Raw genomic sequence first — 21,118 nt, 5'->3', positions numbered from 1 at the left:
TGTTTATGGTTATGAATCGGGTTTGGTTTTTATTTATGTTCCTTGGTCTGTCCGCTTTTTCCCAGCATCAGGACAAGGTAGATTTTATAAAGGCGACGGTAGTAATCACTCCTGACCTGTCCGAAGAAACCATTTCAGGAAAGGTCTTTTATGACTTTCACATTCTTCAAAATGTAGATTCCGTTTGGCTGGATGCCAAAAATATGGATTTTGAAAAAGTGAGATTAGACGATAAAAGAGTTAAATGGAATTACGATGATAAAAGATTGGTGATTAAAAATAAGTTTAAAAAGGGAGTTGACCACAAGCTGTTTATCCAATATTCATGCACACCTAAACAGACGGTTTATTTTATAGGACTTGATGACGACAATCCCGACAACGACCAAGTCTGGACCCAAGGACAGGGTAAATATACCAGTCATTGGTTACCCAGTTTTGATGATATGGAGGAGAAGGTTGTTTTTAATATGAATATACAAGTAGACTTCCCCTTTCGAGTGGTCACCAATGGCAAATTTAATTCGTATACTCAAGGACCGGTAAAAAATCCAGTTTATTCCTTTTCTATGGAAAATCCCATGAGCAGCTATTTATTGGCCTTTGCCATTGGAAAATATGACAAACAGGAGTTGAAATCTGAAAGCGGTGTACCTATCGATAATTATTTCTATCCGAAGGATAGTTTAAAGGTTGAACCCACCTACCGATATACCAAGAAGATTTTTGATTTCTTTGAGGAGGAAATTGGCGTTGACTACCCTTGGCAGAATTACAAACAAATTCCGGTTCATGATTTTCTCTATGCGGGAATGGAAAATACGGGCGCTACTATTTTTTCCGATGCTTATGTCATAGATTCCACGGCATTTATCGATCGTAATTATGTTAATATCAATGCCCATGAAATGGCCCACCAATGGTTTGGAAACCTGGTTACCGAAAAGGATGGTAACCACCATTGGTTGCATGAGGGTTTTGCTACGTATTATGCCTACTTGGCCGAAAAGAATATTTTTGGCGAAGATCATTTTTATTGGAAATTGTATGATACGGCCAGACAACTGTACAAAATGTCCCAAGAGGAAAAGGGAGAAAGTCTATTGGATCCCAAAGCAAGTAGCCTTACTTTTTATGAAAAGGGAGCATGGGCCTTGGTGATATTGAGGGAGAAAGTAGGGGAGGAAGCTTTTAAAAAAGGAATCAAATCCTACCTAGAAAAGTATGCCTATAAAAATGTAACCGTGGATGATTTTTTAAAAGAGATGGAAGAGGCATCTCATCAGAATTTGGATGATTATAAATCTAGATGGTTGATTTCGACCGAATTTCCTTGGGACGACGCAAAGACATATTTGGCAAGGAAAAATGAAAGTCTGAAAAACTACTTTTTTTTACAAGATCAGTTGGATTGGTCAACGGCTTTGGACGATGAAAAATTAATGTGGTTGTGGAACCGGGAGACCCCAAAACCTTTTAAAACGCATTTAATTTCTGAATACCATAGCCAAATTCAGAATTCAACGCTTCAAAGAATTTTTCAAAATGAACTTTCTCTGGAAGTGAGACAGGCTTTGGCCATATCCATACCACAAGTTAAGCCGGAGTTTAAAACGTATTTTGAGTCGTTTTTGCAGGATAAAAGTTACGTTACCCAAGAATATACCCTTTTTAAATTATGGGAGGCTTTTCCCGAAAGTCGGGTTGGGTATTTGAATAAACTTGAAGATGTAGTTGGCCTACCCAATAAAAATGTCCGTCTTCTGTGGCTGACTTTGGCTTTGGTGACTCCTGACTATAAAACGACTGAGAAGGCAAGTTATCTGGAAGAATTGATTTCTTATACCCGAAAAATCTATAATCCGGAAATCAGGCAAAGTGCCTTTCAATATCTATATCAAATAAACGCTGTCAATGGGGAAGTTTTAAGGCAATTGATTTTGGCAACGGATCATCATTCTTGGCAATTCAGAATGTTTGTAAGAAATTTACTAGACGAAATGCTTAAGAACGAAGACCTAAAACAACAGATTGTCTCTGTAGCCATGCAACTAAAACCATCGGATTTACGTTATTTAAAAACCAAAATAGAATTACCATGAGGGCTTTGGTCATTTCAGGAGGAGGTAGTAAGGGGGCTTTTGCCGGTGGCGTAGCCCAATTTCTTATTCAAGATGCGGGAAAAACCTATGATATTTTTGTGGGTACTTCCACGGGGAGTTTATTGATTTCCCATTTGGCCTTGGGTAAATTAAATAAGATCAAACGTATTTATTCCAATGTAACACAAAGTAGTATTTTCAATAATTGTCCTTTTGTAATCAAGAAAGTACATGGGAGCGATGAAATTGGTATTAACCACTGGAATGTAATTCGGAATTTCATAAAGGGTAAAAAAACCTTTGGAGAAAGTGAGAACCTTCGGAAACTTATCAGTGAAAGCCTAACGAAAACCGAATTCAACAAGCTAAAGAAGGGAATGTCCGATGTCGTCATTACGGTCAGTAACCTTTCCCTGAACCAAGTCGAATACAAATCGATAAAAGAATGTTCCTACGAGGATTTTTGTGATTGGATTTGGATTTCCGCAAATTATACACCTTTCATGAGTTTGGTCAGAAAGGAAGGTTGTGAATATGCCGATGGTGGATTGGGTAGCATTGTTCCCATAGAGGAGGCCATTAAAAGGGGGGCTACGGAAGTTGATGTAGTAGTTCTACACACGGAGGTAAATTATTTGAACCGTATGCCTTCCAGAAATCCCTTTGAGCTTTTGACATCCATGATGAGTTTTGTCTTTGATAGGATTGAAAACCAAAACATAAGAATAGGGAAATTTGTGGCCAATCAGAACAATGCCATCATTAACCTTTATTATACTCCCACAATCCTAACCACAAATTCCCTAATTTTTGATAAGAAGAAAATGACTCTTTGGTGGAAACGTGGGTATCTCTATGCCAAAAATAAGAATGAGGAGACTAACCCAATAGAACCCAATGAAAATGAGTGATTTAGATGTTTGTTACTAGATGTCAGACGTAGAAATTTTGTTATTTCAATGGTAGAAAATCTAGTTAATTTAACAGAAACGGATGCAATAAATCTTTTGGGTCTTGAAGGTGCATTAAGTAATTTCACTAACTCTTAACTCTTAACTCTTAACTACCACAATTCCCCGATTTCCTTTTTCACAAAGGACAGGGCAGTAGCCGAAGGGGAGGCTTTTTCCATGGTATCGTTCAATATGTCCTCCCGAAGTTTGTCTGCTGTATCGGATTGACTCATAGCGGCCTTCCGGATCATCTGTACGGTAGCATTTTTGGCAGCCTTTATAATGTTCCAACATTCGTCTGTCATATAGATTTGTTGTGTAAGATTGTGATCAAATTCTGTTTCAATACTTTTTATCAGAAGGCTTTCATAGGCATCCTTGTCCTGACTCTTTGGCGCTACCCGAACAACCAAACTTGGTATGGCTATTCTTTCCAGGAACAATGCCATACGTTCATAGGCCTGCAAACGAATGGGAAGGGTGTCCTTTTGTGAGTCCTTGTGCAAGAGGAAACGTCTTCTTCCTTCCTCATTGTTGGTATGCATTCTGAAAAAATAAAATGCAATGGCACCGGTTACAATCGATGGTAATAAATAAGCAAAAAGTTGAAAAATTTGGTCTGAAGTCATTCTTGTAATATTAAACTGTTTAGTTCATAATTCATGACTCTTTAACGACCAGTTTTGTCAATTAGTATATGACTTGATCGATGAAATGCAATTTTAGTTTTTCACATCGTCCTTAGCAGTTGCATAGAAGGATTTGTAGTCTGGGTGGATTTCTATCTGTAACGACTCCCTCAGTCCGCCATCCAAACCCTTGGCGCTTACCTTAGCACCTTCTATACCATAGTCCTTGATAAGAATTTGGGCAACGGAAGCTGCCTGATTTAGTGCAATGTCCAATTCCCCTGTCATGCTCAATCCTGAAACGGTAACGGCCGATTTCGGATTGGCGGAAATGATTTTCGAAATTTTCTCCAACCACTCCTTGGCCGAATCTTGAACCTTAGTACCCAAACCGTCAACGAAATAGAAATCTAATTTCTCCGAAATAATGACAGAACCATTGCTTACCTGAACCTTGGCATTTTCCCCCAGGGTCTGCTTGGCATTTGTCAAAATGACAATGGCCGTAGAATCATTGCTGGCAACACCATCTACAATACCTTTTAGCTGAGCCTCTTTTCTTTCCAAGGTAGCTAAGGTTTTGTTTATATTTTCGGAATTTTGGCTGGATAAGGCAGCAAAACTATTCAGGTTTTTGAGCAAAGTTGCATTCGCATCCTGTAATTCAGTAACTTGGGATTGTAATTCCTCTGCCTTGATTTCGCTGATTTTTTGATTGGATTGTGCCGTTGAGACCAAACGGGTAATAGAGTCCAGTCGAAATTTTAAATCCTGGTTCTCCTCAATAAGTTCACTTTTTTTTTGTGCACTAATAGTGCCCGTAACGCAAAAAGTAACTATTAAAAATGGCAAAATTTTCTTCATGTTTACTAGCATTTATTTGCTGCCAAGATACGAACAGTCTTTCAATTCCTGAACACCATTAAAAGAAACCTTCGGCTTATTATAGCCATAAGCGTAGGCAAGGCTTTTATTTAGTTCATTATCATCCAAATTTACCTGGACATCGTCCATGGTAAATTGACAGGGATGTTCATATCCTGCTGCATGGGTTATTTCTAAAAATTCTTTCCGGAAGGTTTTAAAATATTGGGCCAATCGATCCGACTTTAAAGGGACGTTAATACCATTTTGCAGCCATTTGTTTTGGGTTGCGACTCCCGTAGGGCACCTATTGGTATGACACACCTGTGCTTGGATGCAGCCAATGCTCATCATGGCCTCACGGGCCACATTGATGCAATCTATTCCCATAGCAAAGGCCATGGCTGCCTTGGCGGGGAATCCTAATTTTCCGCTTCCTATGAAAACGATCCTATCCGTTAATTTTCTATCCAGAAAAACTTTGTAAACACTGGAAAAGCCATATACCCACGGAAGGGAAACATGATCGGCAAAGGAGGGTGGGGCTGCCCCTGTTCCACCTTCACCACCATCAATAGTTATAAAATCGGGTCCTTTACCCGTTTTTAGCATAAGGTCGGCCAATTCTTCCCATTGATCTAATTTTCCTATGGCGGCTTTAATACCAACAGGCAATCCGGTTTCATCAGCGATTTGCTCTATCAACTCCATAAGTTCGGGAACTGAGGAAAAAGCCTTATGTGTTGCAGGTGATATTACGTCCTTTCCCACTTCAACCCCTCTGATTTCCGCTAATTCATGGGTTATCTTGGCTCCAGGCAAAACACCTCCTTTTCCTGGTTTGGCACCTTGTGAAAGTTTTATCTCAATCGCTTTTATGCAAGGATTGTCATTAACTAGCTTTTTCATTTTTTCCATGGAGAAGTTACCATCCGGAGTTCTAACTCCAAAATACCCCGTACCAAAATGGAAAATGACATCCCCACCTTGTTTGTGATATGGGGAGAGTCCGCCTTCACCCGTATTATGATAGGCCCCGCATTTTTTTACACCAATGTTCATGGCCTCCACAGCTGCTGCCGATAAAGACCCAAAACTCATAGCCGAAACATTGATGATGCTTGCAGGCCTATAGGGCCTTTTTCTCTTATTGAATTGACCCATGACTTTTGCACAGGGCATAAAATAGGGGTCTGATTCATTGGGGTGGCCTTGGGGAACCTTATAGGCCATCATTCTATTTTTTATAAAAACATGCTGATGGGCGTATATATCCCTGTCCGTTCCAAAACCTTCATAATTGTTTTCTTTTTTAGCGGATGCATATATCCATCCACGCTCAATCCTATTGAAGGGAAGTTCTTCCCGGTTATTGGCAACAAAATATTGGCGCATCTCCGGTCCAATACTTTCCAGCCAGTATCTGAGATGGCCTACAATGGGAAAATTATGTTTTATAGTATGCTTTTTTTGAATAAATATATCCCAAATAGCTACTAGTAATAAACCTATAAGAATCCACGCCCACCATGGAAATATGGGCGACAAAACAATTAGATAAGCCATTAAAATTTATCCTTTTGGTTGATTTTCCAGTCTAGGGGTATTTTTGCTGTTCAAGTAATCTAGGCTCATGGCCGTAAGTGTTTTTACGCCTAACAATAAGCCACTGTCGTCTATTCTGAAATCCGGTGTATGATGCGGAAATGATTCCGTGTTACCTGGTGTCATTCCTCCAAGCATAAAGAAAAAGCCAGGTATTTTTTCTTGATAGAAAGAGAAATCTTCGGCACCTGTAATGGCTTTGGTCGCAACAACATTTTCCTTACCCGCTGTGGCCTCCATGCTGGGCAGCATTTGGGTAACCAATTCTGGATAGTTATAGGTAATTGCTGTACCATCTGATATTTCAGTGGTAGCCTCCCCTCTATAAGCTTCGGCTATGGATTTTACCATTTCCTTCATTCTGCGATTCAATTGCTTTTGCATATCATAATCCAAGGTTCTAATAGTACCTACTATTTCTGCGCTTTCGGGAATGATGTTGTTTCTGACCCCCGAGGTAATTTTTCCAACGGTAATTACCGCAGCTTCGTTGGTCAGGTTCATTTCTCTACTGATAATAGTCTGTAATCCATCAATAATCTTGGCACTGATCATAATAGGGTCAACACCGGACCAAGGTTGTGAGCCATGGCTTTGCTTCCCCTTTACGGTGATAACGAATCTTTGGGCGGCCGCCATAGCCCCTCCAGATTTATATCGAATCATGCCCACGGGAGTTTGAGAATTGATATGCAAACCAAAAATAGCGTCCACATCCGGATTCTGTAACACCCCTTCCTTAATCATTAAGGCCGCCCCACCTTCTTCTCCCGGGGGAGCTCCTTCCTCGGCAGGCTGAAATATGAATTTAACGGTACCCTTTATTTTATCCTTGTTTTTTGAAAGAACTTCGGCTACGCCCATAAGTATAGCCACGTGCGTATCATGTCCGCAAGCGTGCATTACTCCTACTTCGTTGCCTAAATATTCTGATTTTACATTGCTCTTAAAGGGCAAATCGTTTCGCTCCGTAACGGGCAAGGCATCCATATCGGCTCGTAGAGCTACCACTTTCCCAGGTTTATTTCCCTTGAGTATACCCACAACTCCGGTATGGGCAACACCGGTTTCAACTTCAATGCCCAAACTTTTTAAATGGTCGGCAATTTTTTCCGCGGTTTCAAATTCCCTATTGGACAGTTCCGGATGCTCATGGAAATATCTTCTCCATTCAATGACCTTTTCCTCTATTGCTTTAAAATCCTTGTCCATGGACTTTTGGGCCGTTGCCATCAAACCACAGCACAAAAGGGTGAGTAAACCTAGTTTTTTCATAATGCTCTTTTAAAATTTAATCAGTCTATAATTATCGTCTTGTAATTGAATCAATGCGGTCATTGCGCTCAGGGATAGTTGTATCCCTTCCAAAAGTTCTTCTTTGGGAAATCCTCTTGAAGCAGAGGATTGACCACAAAATATAATATCTGCCTTAGCGGCCATCAAGGCCTTTAATAATTCCTCGTTGGGATTTTTCGTTCCGTATTTTGTCTTGTAAGCCGCAGAAGAAATCACATCTTTTGAGGCTTGGTTATGTATCACCAGGGCAACTTTAAGTTGTTCCAATGGAACCCCGTTCTGGGCGTGCATGTTTAAAAACCTGGCAGCGGTCTCTATGGAAGGATTTACCTGATTCAAATCATCAGGGGAGGTCATAATATCAAAAACGGCTTTGAATGTTTTTGAAGTATCCAATTTGTAGTCTTGGTTCTCTATTCTCCAAACCTTACCATAATTTTCAATAATAGGTCCACTTTCCTTGTTTTGTGCATGTAAAAACTGTAATGAAAAGGCTATGGGCAGTAGTAAACTTGAGATTTTTAAAGTGTTGGTCATGTGTAGAAGTTCAATCGGTTAAAGATATTTAAAAAGGAACAAACCACTTGCCTCATTGTTTATAAATCTAAAAAACATCATTTTCGGTATCGTTTAATTATGGCTAAATTCACGTCTTAAAAATTGTATTACGTTGAGTTCTTTTATAGATGAGTTGAATGATGCCCAAAAGGCTCCTGTTTTACACAAAGACGGGCCTTTAATGGTAATCGCCGGTGCCGGGTCGGGAAAGACCAGGGTGCTTACATACCGTATTGCTTATTTGATGGAGCAGGGGGTGGACGCCTTTAATATTTTGGCCTTAACCTTTACCAATAAGGCTGCCCGTGAAATGAAGAAGCGTATTTCCGAAATTGTAGGGGTTTCAGAGACCAAGAATCTTTGGATGGGTACCTTTCACTCGGTGTTTGCTAAATTACTTCGATATGATGGCGACAAACTTGGTTACCCAAGTAATTTTACCATATATGATACCCAGGACTCCCAAAGATTGATAGCCTCCATCATCAAGGAAATGGGTCTGGACAAGGACATTTACAAATACAAACAGGTTCAGAACCGAATTTCATCCTTTAAGAACAGTCTCATTACGGTAAAGGCCTATTTCAACAACCCAGAACTTGTGGAGGCCGATGCCATGGCAAAGAGACCAAGAATTGGGGACATCTACCAGAATTATGTGGATCGTTGTTTTAAGGCCGGGGCCATGGATTTTGATGACTTGCTTTTGAGAACGAATGAATTGCTTACTAGATTTCCAGATGTTCTTTTAAAATATCAAGATCGTTTTAGGTATATTTTGGTAGATGAGTATCAGGATACCAACCACTCACAATATTTGATAGTTAGAGCTTTAGCCGATCGATTTCAAAATATATGTGTCGTAGGGGACGATGCGCAGAGTATTTATTCTTTCCGTGGAGCTAATATTAGTAACATTCTTAATTTTCAAAGGGACTATGACAATGTGGGCATGTATCGCTTGGAACAGAATTATCGGTCCACAAAAAATATCGTGAATGCTGCGAATTCGATTATCGCCAAGAATAAAAATCAGCTGGAAAAAAATGTCTGGACGGCCAATGACGATGGCGCCGCAATAAAAATCCATAGAAGCATTACCGATGCGGAGGAAGGTCGTTTTGTAGCCAATTCCATTTGGGACCACAAGATGCAAAATCAAATGTCCAACGGGGAATTTGCTGTTTTGTATCGTACAAACTCACAATCAAGGGCCATTGAGGATGCCTTGCGAAAAAGGGATATTCCGTATAGAATTTATGGGGGGTTATCATTTTACCAAAGAAAGGAAATCAAGGATGTACTTTCTTACTTAAGGTTGGTAATCAACCCAAAGGACGAAGAGGCATTGAAACGTGTCATCAATTTTCCTGCGAGAGGAATAGGACAGACCACTATAGATAAGTTGGTGGTTGCCGCAAATCATTACGGGCGCTCCATGTTCGAGGTTATGGAGAACATTTCCAAAATAGACCTGAAAATAAATTCGGGCACGAAAAGAAAATTGGAGGATTTTGTCACCATGGTTAAAAGCTTTCAAATTATGAACCAAGGGGCCGATGCCTTTACCCTTGCTGAACATGTAGCCAAGAAAACAGGACTCTTGCTGGAATTTAAAAAGGACGGCACTCCGGAAGGCATTGCCAGAATGGAAAATATTGAGGAATTGCTCAACGGTATCAAGGATTTTGTGGAAGGGCAAAAGGAAATCGCAGATGCGACCGGAGGGTTGAGCGAATTTTTGGAGGATGTTGCCTTGGCGACGGATTTGGATAATGACACAGGGGATGATGACCGGGTAGCTTTAATGACAATACATTTGGCCAAAGGACTGGAGTTTCCTTATGTATATATAGTAGGTATGGAGGAAGATCTCTTTCCATCGGGAATGAGTATGAACACCAGGAGCGAACTTGAGGAAGAGCGAAGACTTTTCTACGTTGCCTTAACCCGAGCAGAAAAACAGGCCTATTTGACCTATACCCAAAACAGGTATCGATGGGGAAAGTTGATAGATGCGGAACCTAGCCGATTTTTAGAAGAAATCGATGAGCAATATGTTGAGAATCTAACTCCTTTGGATGGAGGATATCGCTATAAGTCCATGATAGATGCCGATATATTCGGGGAAGTGGATAAAAGTAAATTACGTCAGGTAAAACCAAAAAACGGAACACCCCCAAGTATAGATAGACCTAATCTAAATCAACTTAAAAAGTTGAGAAAAATTAAACCGGAACTTTCCCAACCTGTTGGAAATACCAATACTATTGACCCAGGATTAGCCGAAGGTGCCCTGGTAAACCATTCAAGGTTTGGTAGGGGGAAAGTACTTAAGATAGAAGGTGTAGGAAATGATAGAAAAGCTGAAATCAAATTCGATCAAGGGGATGTAAAAAAGTTACTTCTTAGGTTTGCTAAATTGGAAGTCCTATAGTGATTAAGTCGTAAATCACTAAATTGGTAAAAATATCTAGTCAGATGCTAAAATATAGATTGTCCATTCCGTTCATCGCCTTTTCTTTTATGGCATCTTGTCAAAGTGCTTCCATAACAGAAGAGCCGTTGGAAAGTGTTCTTCAAGAAAATTTGGAGGCTCCTCCTCCTACTACTGGAGAGGATGTCTTTGCTCCCGATTATTGGGATGATGCGGAATTGGTTTGGAGCGATGAGTTCGACGGAACAGAGCTTTCCCAAGAAAACTGGAAGTTTGAAACTGGAAATAACGGGTGGGGAAACAACGAACTACAAAATTATCAGAATGAGGGTAATGTTGAGGTAAGTAATGGTACGTTGAAGATTATTGCCAAAAAAGAAAACGTTGATGGTAGTATGTATACTTCTGCGAGATTAAATAGCAAAAAGGAGTTTACATTTGGAAAAATCGAAATTCGCGCAAAAATTCCGGAGGATAAAGGAAAAGGAATATGGCCAGCACTTTGGATGTTGGGAAATAATATTAATTCAGTGGGTTGGCCCGCCTGTGGAGAAATAGACATCATGGAATATGTAAGCTATAGCCCCAATGAGGTACATTTCACGATTCACAGCACGGCGAACAACCATGTAAAAGGAACCCAGATTACTTCAGGTCCCGTTCCCTTGGAAACTATAGAAGAGGAATTTCATACGTATGGTGTGCTTTGGACAGATAAATACATGAAATTTTATATCGATACCGAGGACAATATAAAATTGAATTTTCTAAGACCAAATATTTCAAATTCGGATAATTGGCCTTTTTCCAAGCCCTTTTATTTTCTAATGAATATTGCTATAGGGGGGAACTGGGGCGGACTTGAAGGTGTTGATGATTCCATTTTTCCAGCGGTTATGGAGGTAGATTATGTAAGGGTATATCAGAAATAATGACATGTTATGGCCGAGCTTATCAGAATATACGAAGAGAACCCAAATCCCAAGGAAATTACCAAGGTGGTTCAAGTATTAAGAAAGGGTGGACTCGTCATTTATCCTACTGATACGGTGTATGGTTTAGGATGTGATATTACCAATTCCAGAGCTCTTGAAAAAATTGCCAGAATAAAAGGCGTAAAGTTGGCAAAGGCCAATTGGTCGTTTATCTGTGCAGATTTAAGTAACCTTTCGGATTATGCCAGGCAAATAGACACCGCAACTTTTAAAATTTTAAAAAGGGCATTGCCAGGCCCTTATACCTTCATCTTGCCAGGTAACAATAACCTTCCTAAGGATTTTAAGAAGAAGAAAACGGTGGGAATACGTGTTCCAGATAATAATATTGCCAAAGCCTTGGTGTTGGGATTGGGAAATCCTATTGTTTCCACCTCGATTCGTGATGATGATGATGTACTTGAGTACACTACCGACCCTGAACTTATTTACGAAAAATGGGATAAATTGGTCGATATTGTAATTGATGGAGGTTACGGAGGAAACGTGGCCTCGACCATAATTGATTTATCCACAGGTTTTCCCGAGGTCATTAGGGAAGGTAAAGGGGATATAGATATTATCTAGGAATAAAAGAATTCGAAAGTTCCTTTACCTTTTTAATTCCATCGTTGTATCAAGTGCAGTACTACGGTAATTTACGTGCTGCATTACTAATAGGACATTGATTTAATTATAAATATGAGAAGAACAATTTTAATTATAGGAATGGCAATTGCTGTGGTAACGATTATTTATAGCTTTTTCGGCATGGGAGATACGGGGCAATTTTTTGGATTTGAAATGAATATCTGGTTTTATCGTTTAATTTGGTTTGGCCTATTTCTATTGGTTTTAAAGGATTATCTCAAAATGAGAAAATAATCGGAATAAAAAAAGCGGCTCCCTCGAGCCGCTTTTTATTTAATGTTATATAAAGAAAATTATTTTCCTCCACCAATGGCAGGATCTTTCATTCCTTCTTCGATCATACTATAAAACTGATCGATTTTTGGAAGAACAACAATTCTAGTTCTTCTATTTTTGGATTTTTCTGTTTGAGATACAGGTACATATTCTGATCTACCAGCAGCGGTCATACGCTTAGGATCAACACCAAAATCGTTTTGTAAAATTCTAACAACTGCTGTTGCTCGCTTTACACTTAAATCCCAGTTATCCAATAACACAGGTCTACCGGCAGTGTAAGGGACGTCGTCTGTGTGACCTTCTACCATAAACTCAAAATCAGGCTTGTTGTTTACAACCTTAGCTACCTTTCCAAGAACTTCTTTAGCTCTGTTGGTTACGTTATAGCTTCCGCTGCTAAACAATAACTTGTCGGAAATGGATACAAAAACAACACCTTTCTCTACGCTGATTTCAATATCTTCATCGTCCAAATTGCCTAAAACACCTTTTAAGCTCTGAACCAAAGAAAGGTTTACTGAGTCTCTTCTGGTAATTGCATCGTTCAATTTGCGAATGGTTAAATCTTTTTCCTTAAGGCTTTCCAAAGATTTTTCCAAGTTCTCGGCACCTTTGGTGGTCAATGTGGTAAGGTTGCCCATGTTGTTGATCAATTCTTGATTGTTGGCTTTTAGGAATGCATTTTGATCTTCCAAAGTTTGAAGCCTAGATGAAGCCGTAGCCTTTTCTTCCAAACAATCGTTCAACTTTACAGTGGCCGAATTCAATAAATCTTGTGTCTCTTTCTGTTTCGCCTCAAGATCAGCATATTTCTTCTGTGAAACACAGGAGGATAATAGTAGCGTTACTCCAAGACAGCCTAAAATGATTTTTTTCATAATTGTTTAACTCTATTAATGTTTGTTATTTACTCGTTTTAATAAACGCAGTCAAAATTATAGTTTTTGACATTCGCTTATGGGGGTTCTTCGTTAATCTTTTACTAAAATGTTAAAATTCTTTATTCCATTTACGAAATAAGACCATACTATGGATTTTACAATATAGTATTTTATAATAAAATTAGCTTTTTCCCGCTTTCCATACATACGTCCAAATTGTCTGTAAAAGCTCAAATGTGCCCTTAATATGGCCCAGCAGTGCTTCATTCTAAATTGTAATACGAATCGCAGTGCCGCAATACCATCCAAGAGCAATCTAATAAAAATTATGATAAAAGCCTTTCTTCTGGGAAGGTTTTTGGTAATGGAAAATAGGGAATTCCTAAAATTAAGATACGTCTTTTTTGGATTCATGTTGCTTAAAGTAGAACCACCTAGATGATATACCCTGGAAGTTCCTATATAAAAAACCTTATATCCATGGTTTTTGGCCCTCCAACAAAAATCTACTTCTTCCTGATGTGCAAAATAATCGGGGTCAAAACCACCTAATTCCCAAAATACTTTTGAACGCACGAACATACAGGCGCCAGTGGCCCAAAAGATTTCCTGGATATCATCATATTGTCCTTGATCCTTTTCCAAACTTTGGAAAATCCTTCCCCTACAAAATGGATAACCTAATTGGTCTATAAAACCTCCGGCAGCCCCGGCATATTCAAAATGGTCCTTTTTTAACAGGTCCAATATTTTAGGTTGCACGATAGCCGCATCCAGATGCTCCGAAAAAAAATCAATAACTGGGTCCAACCAACCTTCAGTTACCTCTACATCTGAATTTAAAAGGCAGAAAATATCGGCGTTCACAAACCGTAGCGCATCGTTATACCCTTTTGCAAATCCACCGTTTGTGGAATTTTGTATGCATTTGATTTTGGGGTAATGCTTTTTTATAAATGGTATGGAGTCATCCGTGGAAGCATTGTCGGCAACATAAATATCTGCAAGTCCTTCGGAAAATTTAATTACCGAAGGAAGGTAGCGCTCAAGGAGTACCTCTCCATTCCAATTGAGTATGACAATGGCTATCTTCAAAACGCTTGCAAATTAACGGCTAAATTCAGGAATCTCCTTTAAAAACTTATATTTTTCCTCTTTGAAAAGCATTTGGCAAGTATAGTGTTCCAATCCATTGGTGAGCAATAAATAGGTGGCATTAAGGTTAAAATTGTATTGCGCTATTTGATCAAAGGTTTTTTGGGCAATGGAAACGTGGGGTGCCTTACATTCTACCAATAAATGAATACTTCCGTCCGGATTAAAAACCACTACATCGTAACGTTTTTTCAAACCGTTGTAGACAAGTTGCTTTTCTACATTGATATGACTTAACGGATATTTTTTTTCTTGGACCAGAAACTTTAGCACATGCTGTCTTACCCATTCCTCTGGAGTCAATACCACAAACTTTTTGCGAACCATGTCAAAAATCAGGGCTGTATTTTGACTATTTTTGAACCTAAAGGTGTACCTCGGAAAGTTAAGGGGCTGCATGTTACAAATTTGATGATTTTTTTCCAATGGACGAAGCGCTACAAATAGTCAATGAAATAAAGAAGGGAAACATAAAGCCTATCTATTTTCTTTTTGGGGAAGAGGCATTTTTTATAGATAAGATTTCTTCATATATAGCGGATAAGGTACTCACTGAAGAGGAGAAAGGGTTTAATCAAATGGTTTTATATGGCAAAGATGTTTCCATTGATGAAATTGTAAGCCATGCAAAACGTTTTCCTATGATGGCCGACCGACAAGTTATTATTGTAAAGGAAGCACAACATCTATCCAGAACCATTGAAAACCTACATTCTTATTCCGAGAACCCACAACCAACCACGGTTTTGGTATTCTGTTACAAGTATAAAAAACTGGACAAAAGAAAGGCACTGTACAAGAGCATAAAGAAGAACGGGGTCGTTTTTGAAAGTAATAAGCTTTATGAAAACCAGGTTTCTGAATGGTTAAGGAGAACGCTAGTACAAAATGGTTATTCCATATCCCACAAGGCGGCCATTATGTTGGTAGAATATTTAGGAACCGATTTGGGACGCATCAACAATGAGCTGGAAAAGTTGAAATTGGCACTTCCGGAGAAAAAAGAAGTAACGCCTGAGGATATAGAAGAGCATATTGGAATTAGTAAGGACTATAATAATTTTGAGCTGAAGAAGGCCATTGGGGAACGAAATATTCTTAAGGCTACCAAGATTGTGAACTACTTTGCCCAAAACCCTAAGGACAATCCATTTATTCTTACCATAACTTTGTTACATAGCTTTTTTTCCCAGTTACTGCAATATCATGGTCTTAATGATCACTCACCAAAGAATGTGGCTAGCGTCCTAAAGATAAACCCATATTTTGTAGGGGAATATCAAATAGCGGCAAAAAACTTTCCTATGAAAAGAGTCAGTCAAATTATAGGCAGTTTAAGGGAATTGGACCTTAAAGGAAAAGGAGTGAATGCGGCAAGTTTGGACCAAAAAGACCTTCTAAAGGAACTATTATATAAAATTCTTTAGTTATTTTTTATCGATACTGAACTTTCCAGGGCCTAATAAGGCAATGGTAATAAATGCGACCAGATACAATAGTGCTATTTCCTTATCTCCAAATGGATCGGCAGCATGGGCTATAAAAGCCGCCACTGCCATAGTAATTGCCGTAGGAATCGCGGCAAATCTTGTTTTAAATCCTACTATAATAAGTAAAGGACATATAAATTCGCCGATAACGGCAAGGAAAAGCGATGGTGCTTCACCAATACCAATAGGGTCACCGAATTCGAAATTACCTGAAATCATTCTTTGAAATTTACCATACCCATGAGTCAACATCATGGCAGAAGTAACAATTCTAAAGAAGGCGAGACCTATATCTTTCATCGGGGGATTTTTTTGGTTATTCGTTAAATTTCTATAAATGTATAGATTTTATTGTTCTTGCAAAAGAATTTCTAAATGGTGCAATAAAGTATCGCAATCATTCATGTTGAAATATAAAGGGGGTTTTATTTTGAGTACGTTATCATAAGGGCCATCTGTACTTACGAGAATGAATTTTTGTCTTAGTCCATTTTTTAGCTGATGTGCCCTATTGGTATCCGGCTGTTTTTTTTGTCCACAATTTCTACCCCTAAAAACAATCCTTCCCCACGTACATCTCCAATTTCCGGATACCGATTTCCTAGTTCAACAAGTCTTTTTTTAAGATAACCTCCCGTTTCTTTTGCTTTTTTGTCCAATTGCTCCTCTTGGATTACATCCAAAACGGCTTCGCCTATGGCACAGGAAACGGGATTTCCTCCAAAAGAACTAAAGAACTCAAGTCCGTTTTCAAAACTTTGGGCAATCTCATCCGTTGTTATTACTGCACCAATTGGATGTCCATTGCCCATGGGTTTGCCAATAATCACGATATCGGGAACAACATCGTACATTTCATATCCCCAGAAAAAGTCGCCCAATCTGCCAAAGCCAACTTGAACTTCATCACTGATACAAACTCCTCCCTGATCTCTAATAGCAGGATATATATGTTTTAAATACCTTTTGGGTAAGGGTACCTGTCCACCGCAGCCAATGATGGGTTCACTAATAAAACTACTTATGTGATTTTTGTTTTTTTGAATTTCCTCAAGGGCTTTATCAACATAAAACCGACATGCCTCTTCCTCTGAAGAAAATTCTGAGCCAAATACTTTGGGCATGGGCGCCTGGATGATGTAGTCCCTTTTTCCAGGTCCTCCCTTATGGTCATATTTATAATGACTAATATCGATTCCCATTCTGGTATTGCCATGGTATCCATGCTCCATGACCATAATCTTGTTCTTTTTTGTGTGGTTCTGGGCCAATCTTATGGCCAAATCACTAGCGGCACTTCCGGAGTTTACGAAAAAAACTTTTTTTAATTGTGATGGGAATTTGGAAAGGAGTTTTTCACTGTACGATAATAATTCGGGGTATATATAGCGTGTATTGGTATTTAATTTGGACATGGTTCGCTGACCAGCTTCTACCACTTTTGGATGGCAGTGACCGACCAACATAATATTATTATAGGCATCCAAATAAGTATTTCCCTTTTGATCGTACATATATTGAAATGCAGAGCGCTCCATCTGTATCGGTTTGTCATAACTCAGGGATAGCGATTTGCTTATATATTTACCACGAAGCTCTAGCTGCTCCTTCAAGGGTTTTTTTATGTTAGGTTGAAAACCTGCAGCTTTTCTAAACGTGTCTCTTGCTTTTATGGGGCTAATGGTCAACCATTTGTAAAGTAGGTTCCAGGCAGGTTTTTCGCTTATTGTGATATATGTAGAGTCGGGATTTTGTTTTTTCGAATAGGCCGAATTACATACACTTATACAAAGCCTTGCTGCAACAAGGTAATATAGGATATCCAATTCTAACACTTGCAAAGGAATTATGCTATGGTAGCCTTTTATCATCTCAATGGCATAGTCCAAAGGCTTCTCCTTTTCCATCATAAAATAGGTAAGTGCAACTGCCAATTCATTGATAAGCCAAGTATGGCACATATCCCCAAAGTCTATGATTCCGGAGATAGAATCCTTACGGGTTAGCACGTTCCACTCATTCCCGTCATTATGGATAATTCCCTTTCTTAATTCTTCTTCGAATGGAATTATCTGTTCCTTGAATTGTAAAAGAAAATATTCAACCAAACTCCGGTCTTTTGAATCTGGAATATATTTTATATACTTTTTGTTTTTGGACAATTGCCTAATATCCCATTGCGTTTGTTTGGCATACACCGGAGCTTCGTACAGCGGCATTGTGACCTTATCCATACGGCCAAGAAAAACACCAAGGTCGTATGCCAAATTTTTGGAGCGATCAACATGCCCGAGAAAAGTGCCCTCTACATAAGATAATACTCTATAAATATGGCCATTTTCCTCAACCCAAGGTTTATGGTTCTTCGTTCTAACCGGAACGGGAAAATCATAAGCCACAATGGTTTTTAATTGCTCCAAAACCTCAATTTCTCCTTCGATGATAGTTCGGTTTTCCCTATTTGCACCATATACTTTTAAGACAAAACGGTTGGATGGCGTCTCAATCCTGTAATTGTTACTTTCATACCCTTCCATTTCCTGTATAGTAGGGTTGGAAACATCAAAATGTGTTTGAAGTATTTTTAGGATTGATTTAGGTTGCTTTCCCATTCTGAATACTATCGATTTTCGCCTGCGAATTTTGAAAACAAGATAATAATTTATAAATCGATTTTAGAGTACGCCGATGAATTAGTGCGTCAGTAAAAATCGATGATATGGTTAATGAGAAGTGAAAGGATTTGGATAAAAAGGATACGGCTATCTAAGGCGAGGATAGTCCGAAGGATTAGCCTCATTCATAATTGCATATGCCTTTTCGAAAACATCCTCAACATTGGGTTTTGAGAAATAATCCCCATCTGTGCCATACGCAGGTCTATGTGCTTGTGCGGTAAGGGTTTGTGGGGCACTATCCAAATATTTATACCCACCCTGCTTTTCAATGATTTCTGTAAGCAAATACGCCGAACATCCTCCCGGCACATCTTCATCGATTACCAAAAGGCGATTTGTCTTTTGAAGGCTTTTTACGGTATCGCCGTGTATATCAAAAGGTAGCAAGGTCTGGGCATCGATAACTTCGGCATCAATACCTACTTCCAACAGCTCTTTTGCGGCCTGTTCCACAATGCGCAGTGTAGATCCGTAGGACACTAAGGTGATATCCGTTCCCTCCTTTACTTTTTCCACGACACCAATGGGCGTACAGAATTCCCCAAGGTTGTTTGGTTTATCTTCCTTTAAGCGATACCCATTTAAACTTTCAATAATCAAGGCAGGTTCATCACTTTTCATTAGGGTATTATAAAAACCTGCCGCCTGGGTCATATTTCTTGGAGCCAAGATATAGATTCCCCTAAGAACATGAATAAGTCCGCCCATTTCTGAGCCGGAGTGCCATATTCCTTCTAAACGATGTCCACGGGTCCTTATAATCAATGGTGCCTTTTGTTTGCCGTACGTTCGGTAAAGAAGACTGGCCAAGTCATCTGTAAGGGTGGCCAAGGTATAGAATATGTAATCTAGATATTGAATTTCCGCGATAGGTCGTAACCCTCTTAACGCCATGCCAATTCCTTGGCCTACAATGGTGGTTTCCCGTATTCCGGTATCCGCAATTCTGGTGTTGCCATATTTTGCTTGTAAACCCTCCAAACCTTGGTTTACATCGCCGATGGCACCAGTATCTTCCCCAAAAACGAGGGCATTGGGATATCGTTCAAATAGTTTATCGAAATTGTCCCGTAGAAGTACGCGCCCATCTACTTTTTCAGTTTTTTCAGAATCATATTTTGGTGGGATGGCCTTTATTTTGGTAGCCCGATTGTCATTCTCACTATACAGGTGGGAACTAAACTTTGGTTGGGATTCAGAAAGAAATTTATTCAACCAATTCGCCAAATCCTCCCGTTCCTTCGAACTTTCCCCCACAAGGTAACGTAATGCCTTGCGAGCTGCCACAGCCAAATCCTTTTTTACGGGCTCATCGGTTGCAATCAGGTCGTTTTTAATCTTTGCCAGGAAATTTTTATTTGAACTAACGTTTGCCGCTTCATTGATGAGTTGTACTAAAGTTTTTTTCAGCGAGAGGTGTTCCTCAAGGTATTCCGTCCAGGCTTCCTTTTTGGCTTCCCTTACAGTTCTCTTTATTTGCTTTTCAATATTGGCCAGCTCTTCTTCCCTGGCAATCCCGGATTCCAATATCCACTCCCTGAACCTTTTATTGCAATCATTATCCCTTTCCCATGCCAAGCGTTCATCATCTTTATAGCGTTCGTGAGAGCCAGAGGTAGAATGTCCTTGTGGCTGGGTCAGTTCGGTAACGTGGATTACTACGGGTACATGTTCTTGTCTGGCAATATCGGCGGCATTTTCATAGGTATGCATAAGTGCCGTGTAATCCCATCCCTTTACTTTGAGAATTTCAATTCCCGGGTTGTTTTCATCCCTTTGAAAACCCGATAGGACTTTTGAAATATCTTCTTTGGTGGTATGGTATTTTGCAGGAACCGAAATTCCGTATTCATCATCCCAAATACTTAAAACCATGGGAACCTGAAGGACTCCCGCAGCATTAATGGTTTCCCAGAACATTCCCTCGCTGGTACTTGCGTTTCCAATTGTTCCCCAAGCGACTTCGTTTCCGTTGTCTGAAAATTTGGAACTATCCAAATCCTTTAATTCCCGATACACCTTTGAAGCCTGTGCCAAGCCCAATAATCGTGGCATTTGACCCGCAGTACATGAAATATCGGAACTACTGTTTTTTTGTTCGGTCAAATTCTTCCAGCTACCGTCCTCATTTAGACTATAGGTCACAAAATGTCCGCCCATTTGCCTACCAGCGCTCATGGGCTCCTTTTCTATATTCGTGGTGGCATACAGGCCGTGGAAAAAGTCTTTAGGTTTTAAATGGCCTATGGCCATCATAAAGGTCTGGTCCCTGTAATATCCACTTCTAAAATCACCGTTTTGAAAGGATTTGGCCATGGCCAATTGAGGTAGTTCCTTTCCGTCACCAAAAATTCCAAACTTGGCCTTACCGGTAAGCACCTCTTTTCTTCCAAGCAGACTACAGGTTCTACTTAAAAATGCAATTTTATAGTCACTAAGTATTTGTTCTTTAAAATCCTCAAATGATATATCATTGCTAGTCTTGGAAGAAACTTTCATGTTTTTTCAAATTTTCACAAAAGTACCGAATAGAAATCGTTTTAGCAATCCGGTCCATGCTTTATCT

18 protein-coding genes are annotated in these 21,118 nt (G+C 39.4%); 7 read left to right on the top strand and 11 right to left on the bottom strand.

From position 1 onward, the window contains the following. Nucleotides 1-11: 11 nt before the first annotated feature. Nucleotides 12-2,102 carry a M1 family metallopeptidase gene (locus CJ263_RS20655; protein ID WP_094999000.1) on the top strand — a complete coding sequence of 697 codons (2,091 nt, stop codon included), beginning with the start codon at nt 12-14 and terminating at the stop codon, nt 2,100-2,102. Next, nucleotides 2,099-3,013 (top strand): patatin-like phospholipase family protein, encoded by a 915-nt coding sequence (locus CJ263_RS20650; RefSeq protein WP_094998999.1) that lies wholly within the window; start codon nt 2,099-2,101, stop codon nt 3,011-3,013. The genes CJ263_RS20655 and CJ263_RS20650 overlap by 4 nt, the downstream gene beginning before the upstream one ends. Nucleotides 3,014-3,165: 152 nt before the next feature. On the opposite strand, the gene CJ263_RS20645 is transcribed toward CJ263_RS20650, so the two are convergent. The 5 genes from CJ263_RS20645 to CJ263_RS20625 all read right to left on the bottom strand — a co-directional run bounded on the left by CJ263_RS20645 (nt 3,166) and on the right by CJ263_RS20625 (nt 7,986). Continuing rightward, nucleotides 3,166-3,684: a DUF7935 family protein gene (locus tag CJ263_RS20645; RefSeq protein WP_094998998.1), complete on the bottom strand. Its 519-nt coding sequence runs from the start codon at nt 3,682-3,684 to the stop codon at nt 3,166-3,168. A 93-nt stretch (nt 3,685-3,777) separates the two neighbouring features. After that, complete coding sequence (locus tag CJ263_RS20640) at nt 3,778-4,548, bottom strand: hypothetical protein (RefSeq protein ID WP_158657218.1); 771 nt, start codon at nt 4,546-4,548, stop codon at nt 3,778-3,780. Between the two features lie 12 nt (nt 4,549-4,560). After that, on the bottom strand, nt 4,561-6,114 hold the full coding sequence (locus CJ263_RS20635; protein WP_094998996.1) for an FMN-binding glutamate synthase family protein: 1,554 nt from the start codon (nt 6,112-6,114) through the stop codon (nt 4,561-4,563). A 6-nt stretch (nt 6,115-6,120) separates the two neighbouring features. After that, the gene (locus CJ263_RS20630) at nt 6,121-7,428 is read right to left on the bottom strand and encodes an amidohydrolase (protein ID WP_094998995.1); all 1,308 of its coding nucleotides are present in this window, start codon (nt 7,426-7,428) and stop codon (nt 6,121-6,123) included. Between the two features lie 9 nt (nt 7,429-7,437). Then, a complete protein-coding gene (locus CJ263_RS20625) occupies nt 7,438-7,986 on the bottom strand; it encodes a DsrE family protein (protein WP_094998994.1) in 549 nt (182 codons plus the stop codon). 133 nt (nt 7,987-8,119) lie between these two features. Between CJ263_RS20625 and CJ263_RS20620 the strand changes: the two genes are divergently transcribed. The 4 genes from CJ263_RS20620 (at nt 8,120) to CJ263_RS20605 (ending at nt 12,303) form a co-directional block, all read left to right on the top strand. After that, complete coding sequence (locus CJ263_RS20620) at nt 8,120-10,444, top strand: ATP-dependent helicase (protein ID WP_094998993.1); 2,325 nt, start codon at nt 8,120-8,122, stop codon at nt 10,442-10,444. A gap of 44 nt (nt 10,445-10,488) precedes the next feature. Beyond that, nucleotides 10,489-11,376, top strand: coding sequence for a glycoside hydrolase family 16 protein (locus CJ263_RS20615; protein WP_229702372.1), 888 nt, complete (start codon nt 10,489-10,491; stop codon nt 11,374-11,376). A gap of 9 nt (nt 11,377-11,385) precedes the next feature. Then, a complete protein-coding gene (locus tag CJ263_RS20610) occupies nt 11,386-12,006 on the top strand; it encodes an L-threonylcarbamoyladenylate synthase (protein WP_094998992.1) in 621 nt (206 codons plus the stop codon). A 114-nt stretch (nt 12,007-12,120) separates the two neighbouring features. Continuing rightward, nucleotides 12,121-12,303, top strand: coding sequence for a hypothetical protein (locus CJ263_RS20605; RefSeq protein ID WP_094998991.1), 183 nt, complete (start codon nt 12,121-12,123; stop codon nt 12,301-12,303). A gap of 59 nt (nt 12,304-12,362) precedes the next feature. Here the strand turns inward: CJ263_RS20605 and CJ263_RS20600 are convergent, their stop codons facing one another. The 3 genes from CJ263_RS20600 to CJ263_RS20590 form a co-directional block, all read right to left on the bottom strand. Continuing rightward, nucleotides 12,363-13,226: an OmpA family protein gene (locus CJ263_RS20600; protein ID WP_094998990.1), complete on the bottom strand. Its 864-nt coding sequence runs from the start codon at nt 13,224-13,226 to the stop codon at nt 12,363-12,365. A gap of 93 nt (nt 13,227-13,319) precedes the next feature. Then, the gene (locus CJ263_RS20595) at nt 13,320-14,324 is read right to left on the bottom strand and encodes a glycosyltransferase family 2 protein (protein ID WP_094998989.1); all 1,005 of its coding nucleotides are present in this window, start codon (nt 14,322-14,324) and stop codon (nt 13,320-13,322) included. A 12-nt stretch (nt 14,325-14,336) separates the two neighbouring features. Further along, nucleotides 14,337-14,783, bottom strand: a complete 447-nt coding sequence (locus tag CJ263_RS20590) for a type I restriction enzyme HsdR N-terminal domain-containing protein (RefSeq protein ID WP_094999331.1) — start codon at nt 14,781-14,783, stop codon at nt 14,337-14,339. 26 nt (nt 14,784-14,809) lie between these two features. Between CJ263_RS20590 and holA the strand changes: the two genes are divergently transcribed. After that, nucleotides 14,810-15,811 carry a DNA polymerase III subunit delta gene (gene holA / locus CJ263_RS20585; RefSeq protein WP_094998988.1) on the top strand — a complete coding sequence of 334 codons (1,002 nt, stop codon included), beginning with the start codon at nt 14,810-14,812 and terminating at the stop codon, nt 15,809-15,811. On the opposite strand, the gene CJ263_RS20580 is transcribed toward holA, so the two are convergent. The 3 genes from CJ263_RS20580 to CJ263_RS20570 form a co-directional block, all read right to left on the bottom strand. After that, nucleotides 15,812-16,174, bottom strand: a complete 363-nt coding sequence (locus CJ263_RS20580) for a DoxX family protein (protein ID WP_094998987.1) — start codon at nt 16,172-16,174, stop codon at nt 15,812-15,814. It abuts the gene before it with no gap. Between the two features lie 194 nt (nt 16,175-16,368). Further along, nucleotides 16,369-18,486 (bottom strand): aminotransferase class III-fold pyridoxal phosphate-dependent enzyme, encoded by a 2,118-nt coding sequence (locus tag CJ263_RS20575; protein ID WP_229702373.1) that lies wholly within the window; start codon nt 18,484-18,486, stop codon nt 16,369-16,371. Between the two features lie 150 nt (nt 18,487-18,636). Then, nucleotides 18,637-21,051, bottom strand: a complete 2,415-nt coding sequence (locus tag CJ263_RS20570; RefSeq protein WP_094998986.1) for an alpha-ketoacid dehydrogenase subunit alpha/beta — start codon at nt 21,049-21,051, stop codon at nt 18,637-18,639. Nucleotides 21,052-21,118: the final 67 nt, after the last annotated feature.

Origin of the sequence: Maribacter cobaltidurans, assembly GCF_002269385.1 — a bacterium.
Taxonomy (GTDB): domain Bacteria; phylum Bacteroidota; class Bacteroidia; order Flavobacteriales; family Flavobacteriaceae; genus Maribacter; species Maribacter cobaltidurans.
This window is presented reverse-complemented; position numbering and strand designations above follow the sequence as displayed.

What these genes read in the sequence shown, in the direction of transcription:
- CJ263_RS20655 (WP_094999000.1), top strand. Translation starts at nt 12, where the DNA reads ATGAATCGGGTTTGGTTTTTATTTATGTTCCTTGGTCTGTCCGCTTTT.
- CJ263_RS20650 (WP_094998999.1), top strand. Translation starts at nt 2,099, where the DNA reads ATGAGGGCTTTGGTCATTTCAGGAGGAGGTAGTAAGGGGGCTTTTGCC.
- CJ263_RS20645 (WP_094998998.1), bottom strand. Translation starts at nt 3,684, where the DNA reads ATGACTTCAGACCAAATTTTTCAACTTTTTGCTTATTTATTACCATCG.
- CJ263_RS20640 (WP_158657218.1), bottom strand. Translation starts at nt 4,548, where the DNA reads ATGAAGAAAATTTTGCCATTTTTAATAGTTACTTTTTGCGTTACGGGC.
- CJ263_RS20635 (WP_094998996.1), bottom strand. Translation starts at nt 6,114, where the DNA reads ATGGCTTATCTAATTGTTTTGTCGCCCATATTTCCATGGTGGGCGTGG.
- CJ263_RS20630 (WP_094998995.1), bottom strand. Translation starts at nt 7,428, where the DNA reads ATGAAAAAACTAGGTTTACTCACCCTTTTGTGCTGTGGTTTGATGGCA.
- CJ263_RS20625 (WP_094998994.1), bottom strand. Translation starts at nt 7,986, where the DNA reads ATGACCAACACTTTAAAAATCTCAAGTTTACTACTGCCCATAGCCTTT.
- CJ263_RS20615 (WP_229702372.1), top strand. Translation starts at nt 10,489, where the DNA reads ATGCTAAAATATAGATTGTCCATTCCGTTCATCGCCTTTTCTTTTATG.
- CJ263_RS20610 (WP_094998992.1), top strand. Translation starts at nt 11,386, where the DNA reads ATGGCCGAGCTTATCAGAATATACGAAGAGAACCCAAATCCCAAGGAA.
- CJ263_RS20605 (WP_094998991.1), top strand. Translation starts at nt 12,121, where the DNA reads ATGAGAAGAACAATTTTAATTATAGGAATGGCAATTGCTGTGGTAACG.
- CJ263_RS20600 (WP_094998990.1), bottom strand. Translation starts at nt 13,226, where the DNA reads ATGAAAAAAATCATTTTAGGCTGTCTTGGAGTAACGCTACTATTATCC.
- CJ263_RS20590 (WP_094999331.1), bottom strand. Translation starts at nt 14,783, where the DNA reads ATGCAGCCCCTTAACTTTCCGAGGTACACCTTTAGGTTCAAAAATAGT.
- holA (WP_094998988.1), top strand. Translation starts at nt 14,810, where the DNA reads ATGGACGAAGCGCTACAAATAGTCAATGAAATAAAGAAGGGAAACATA.
- CJ263_RS20580 (WP_094998987.1), bottom strand. Translation starts at nt 16,174, where the DNA reads ATGAAAGATATAGGTCTCGCCTTCTTTAGAATTGTTACTTCTGCCATG.
- CJ263_RS20575 (WP_229702373.1), bottom strand. Translation starts at nt 18,486, where the DNA reads ATGGGAAAGCAACCTAAATCAATCCTAAAAATACTTCAAACACATTTT.
- CJ263_RS20570 (WP_094998986.1), bottom strand. Translation starts at nt 21,051, where the DNA reads ATGAAAGTTTCTTCCAAGACTAGCAATGATATATCATTTGAGGATTTT.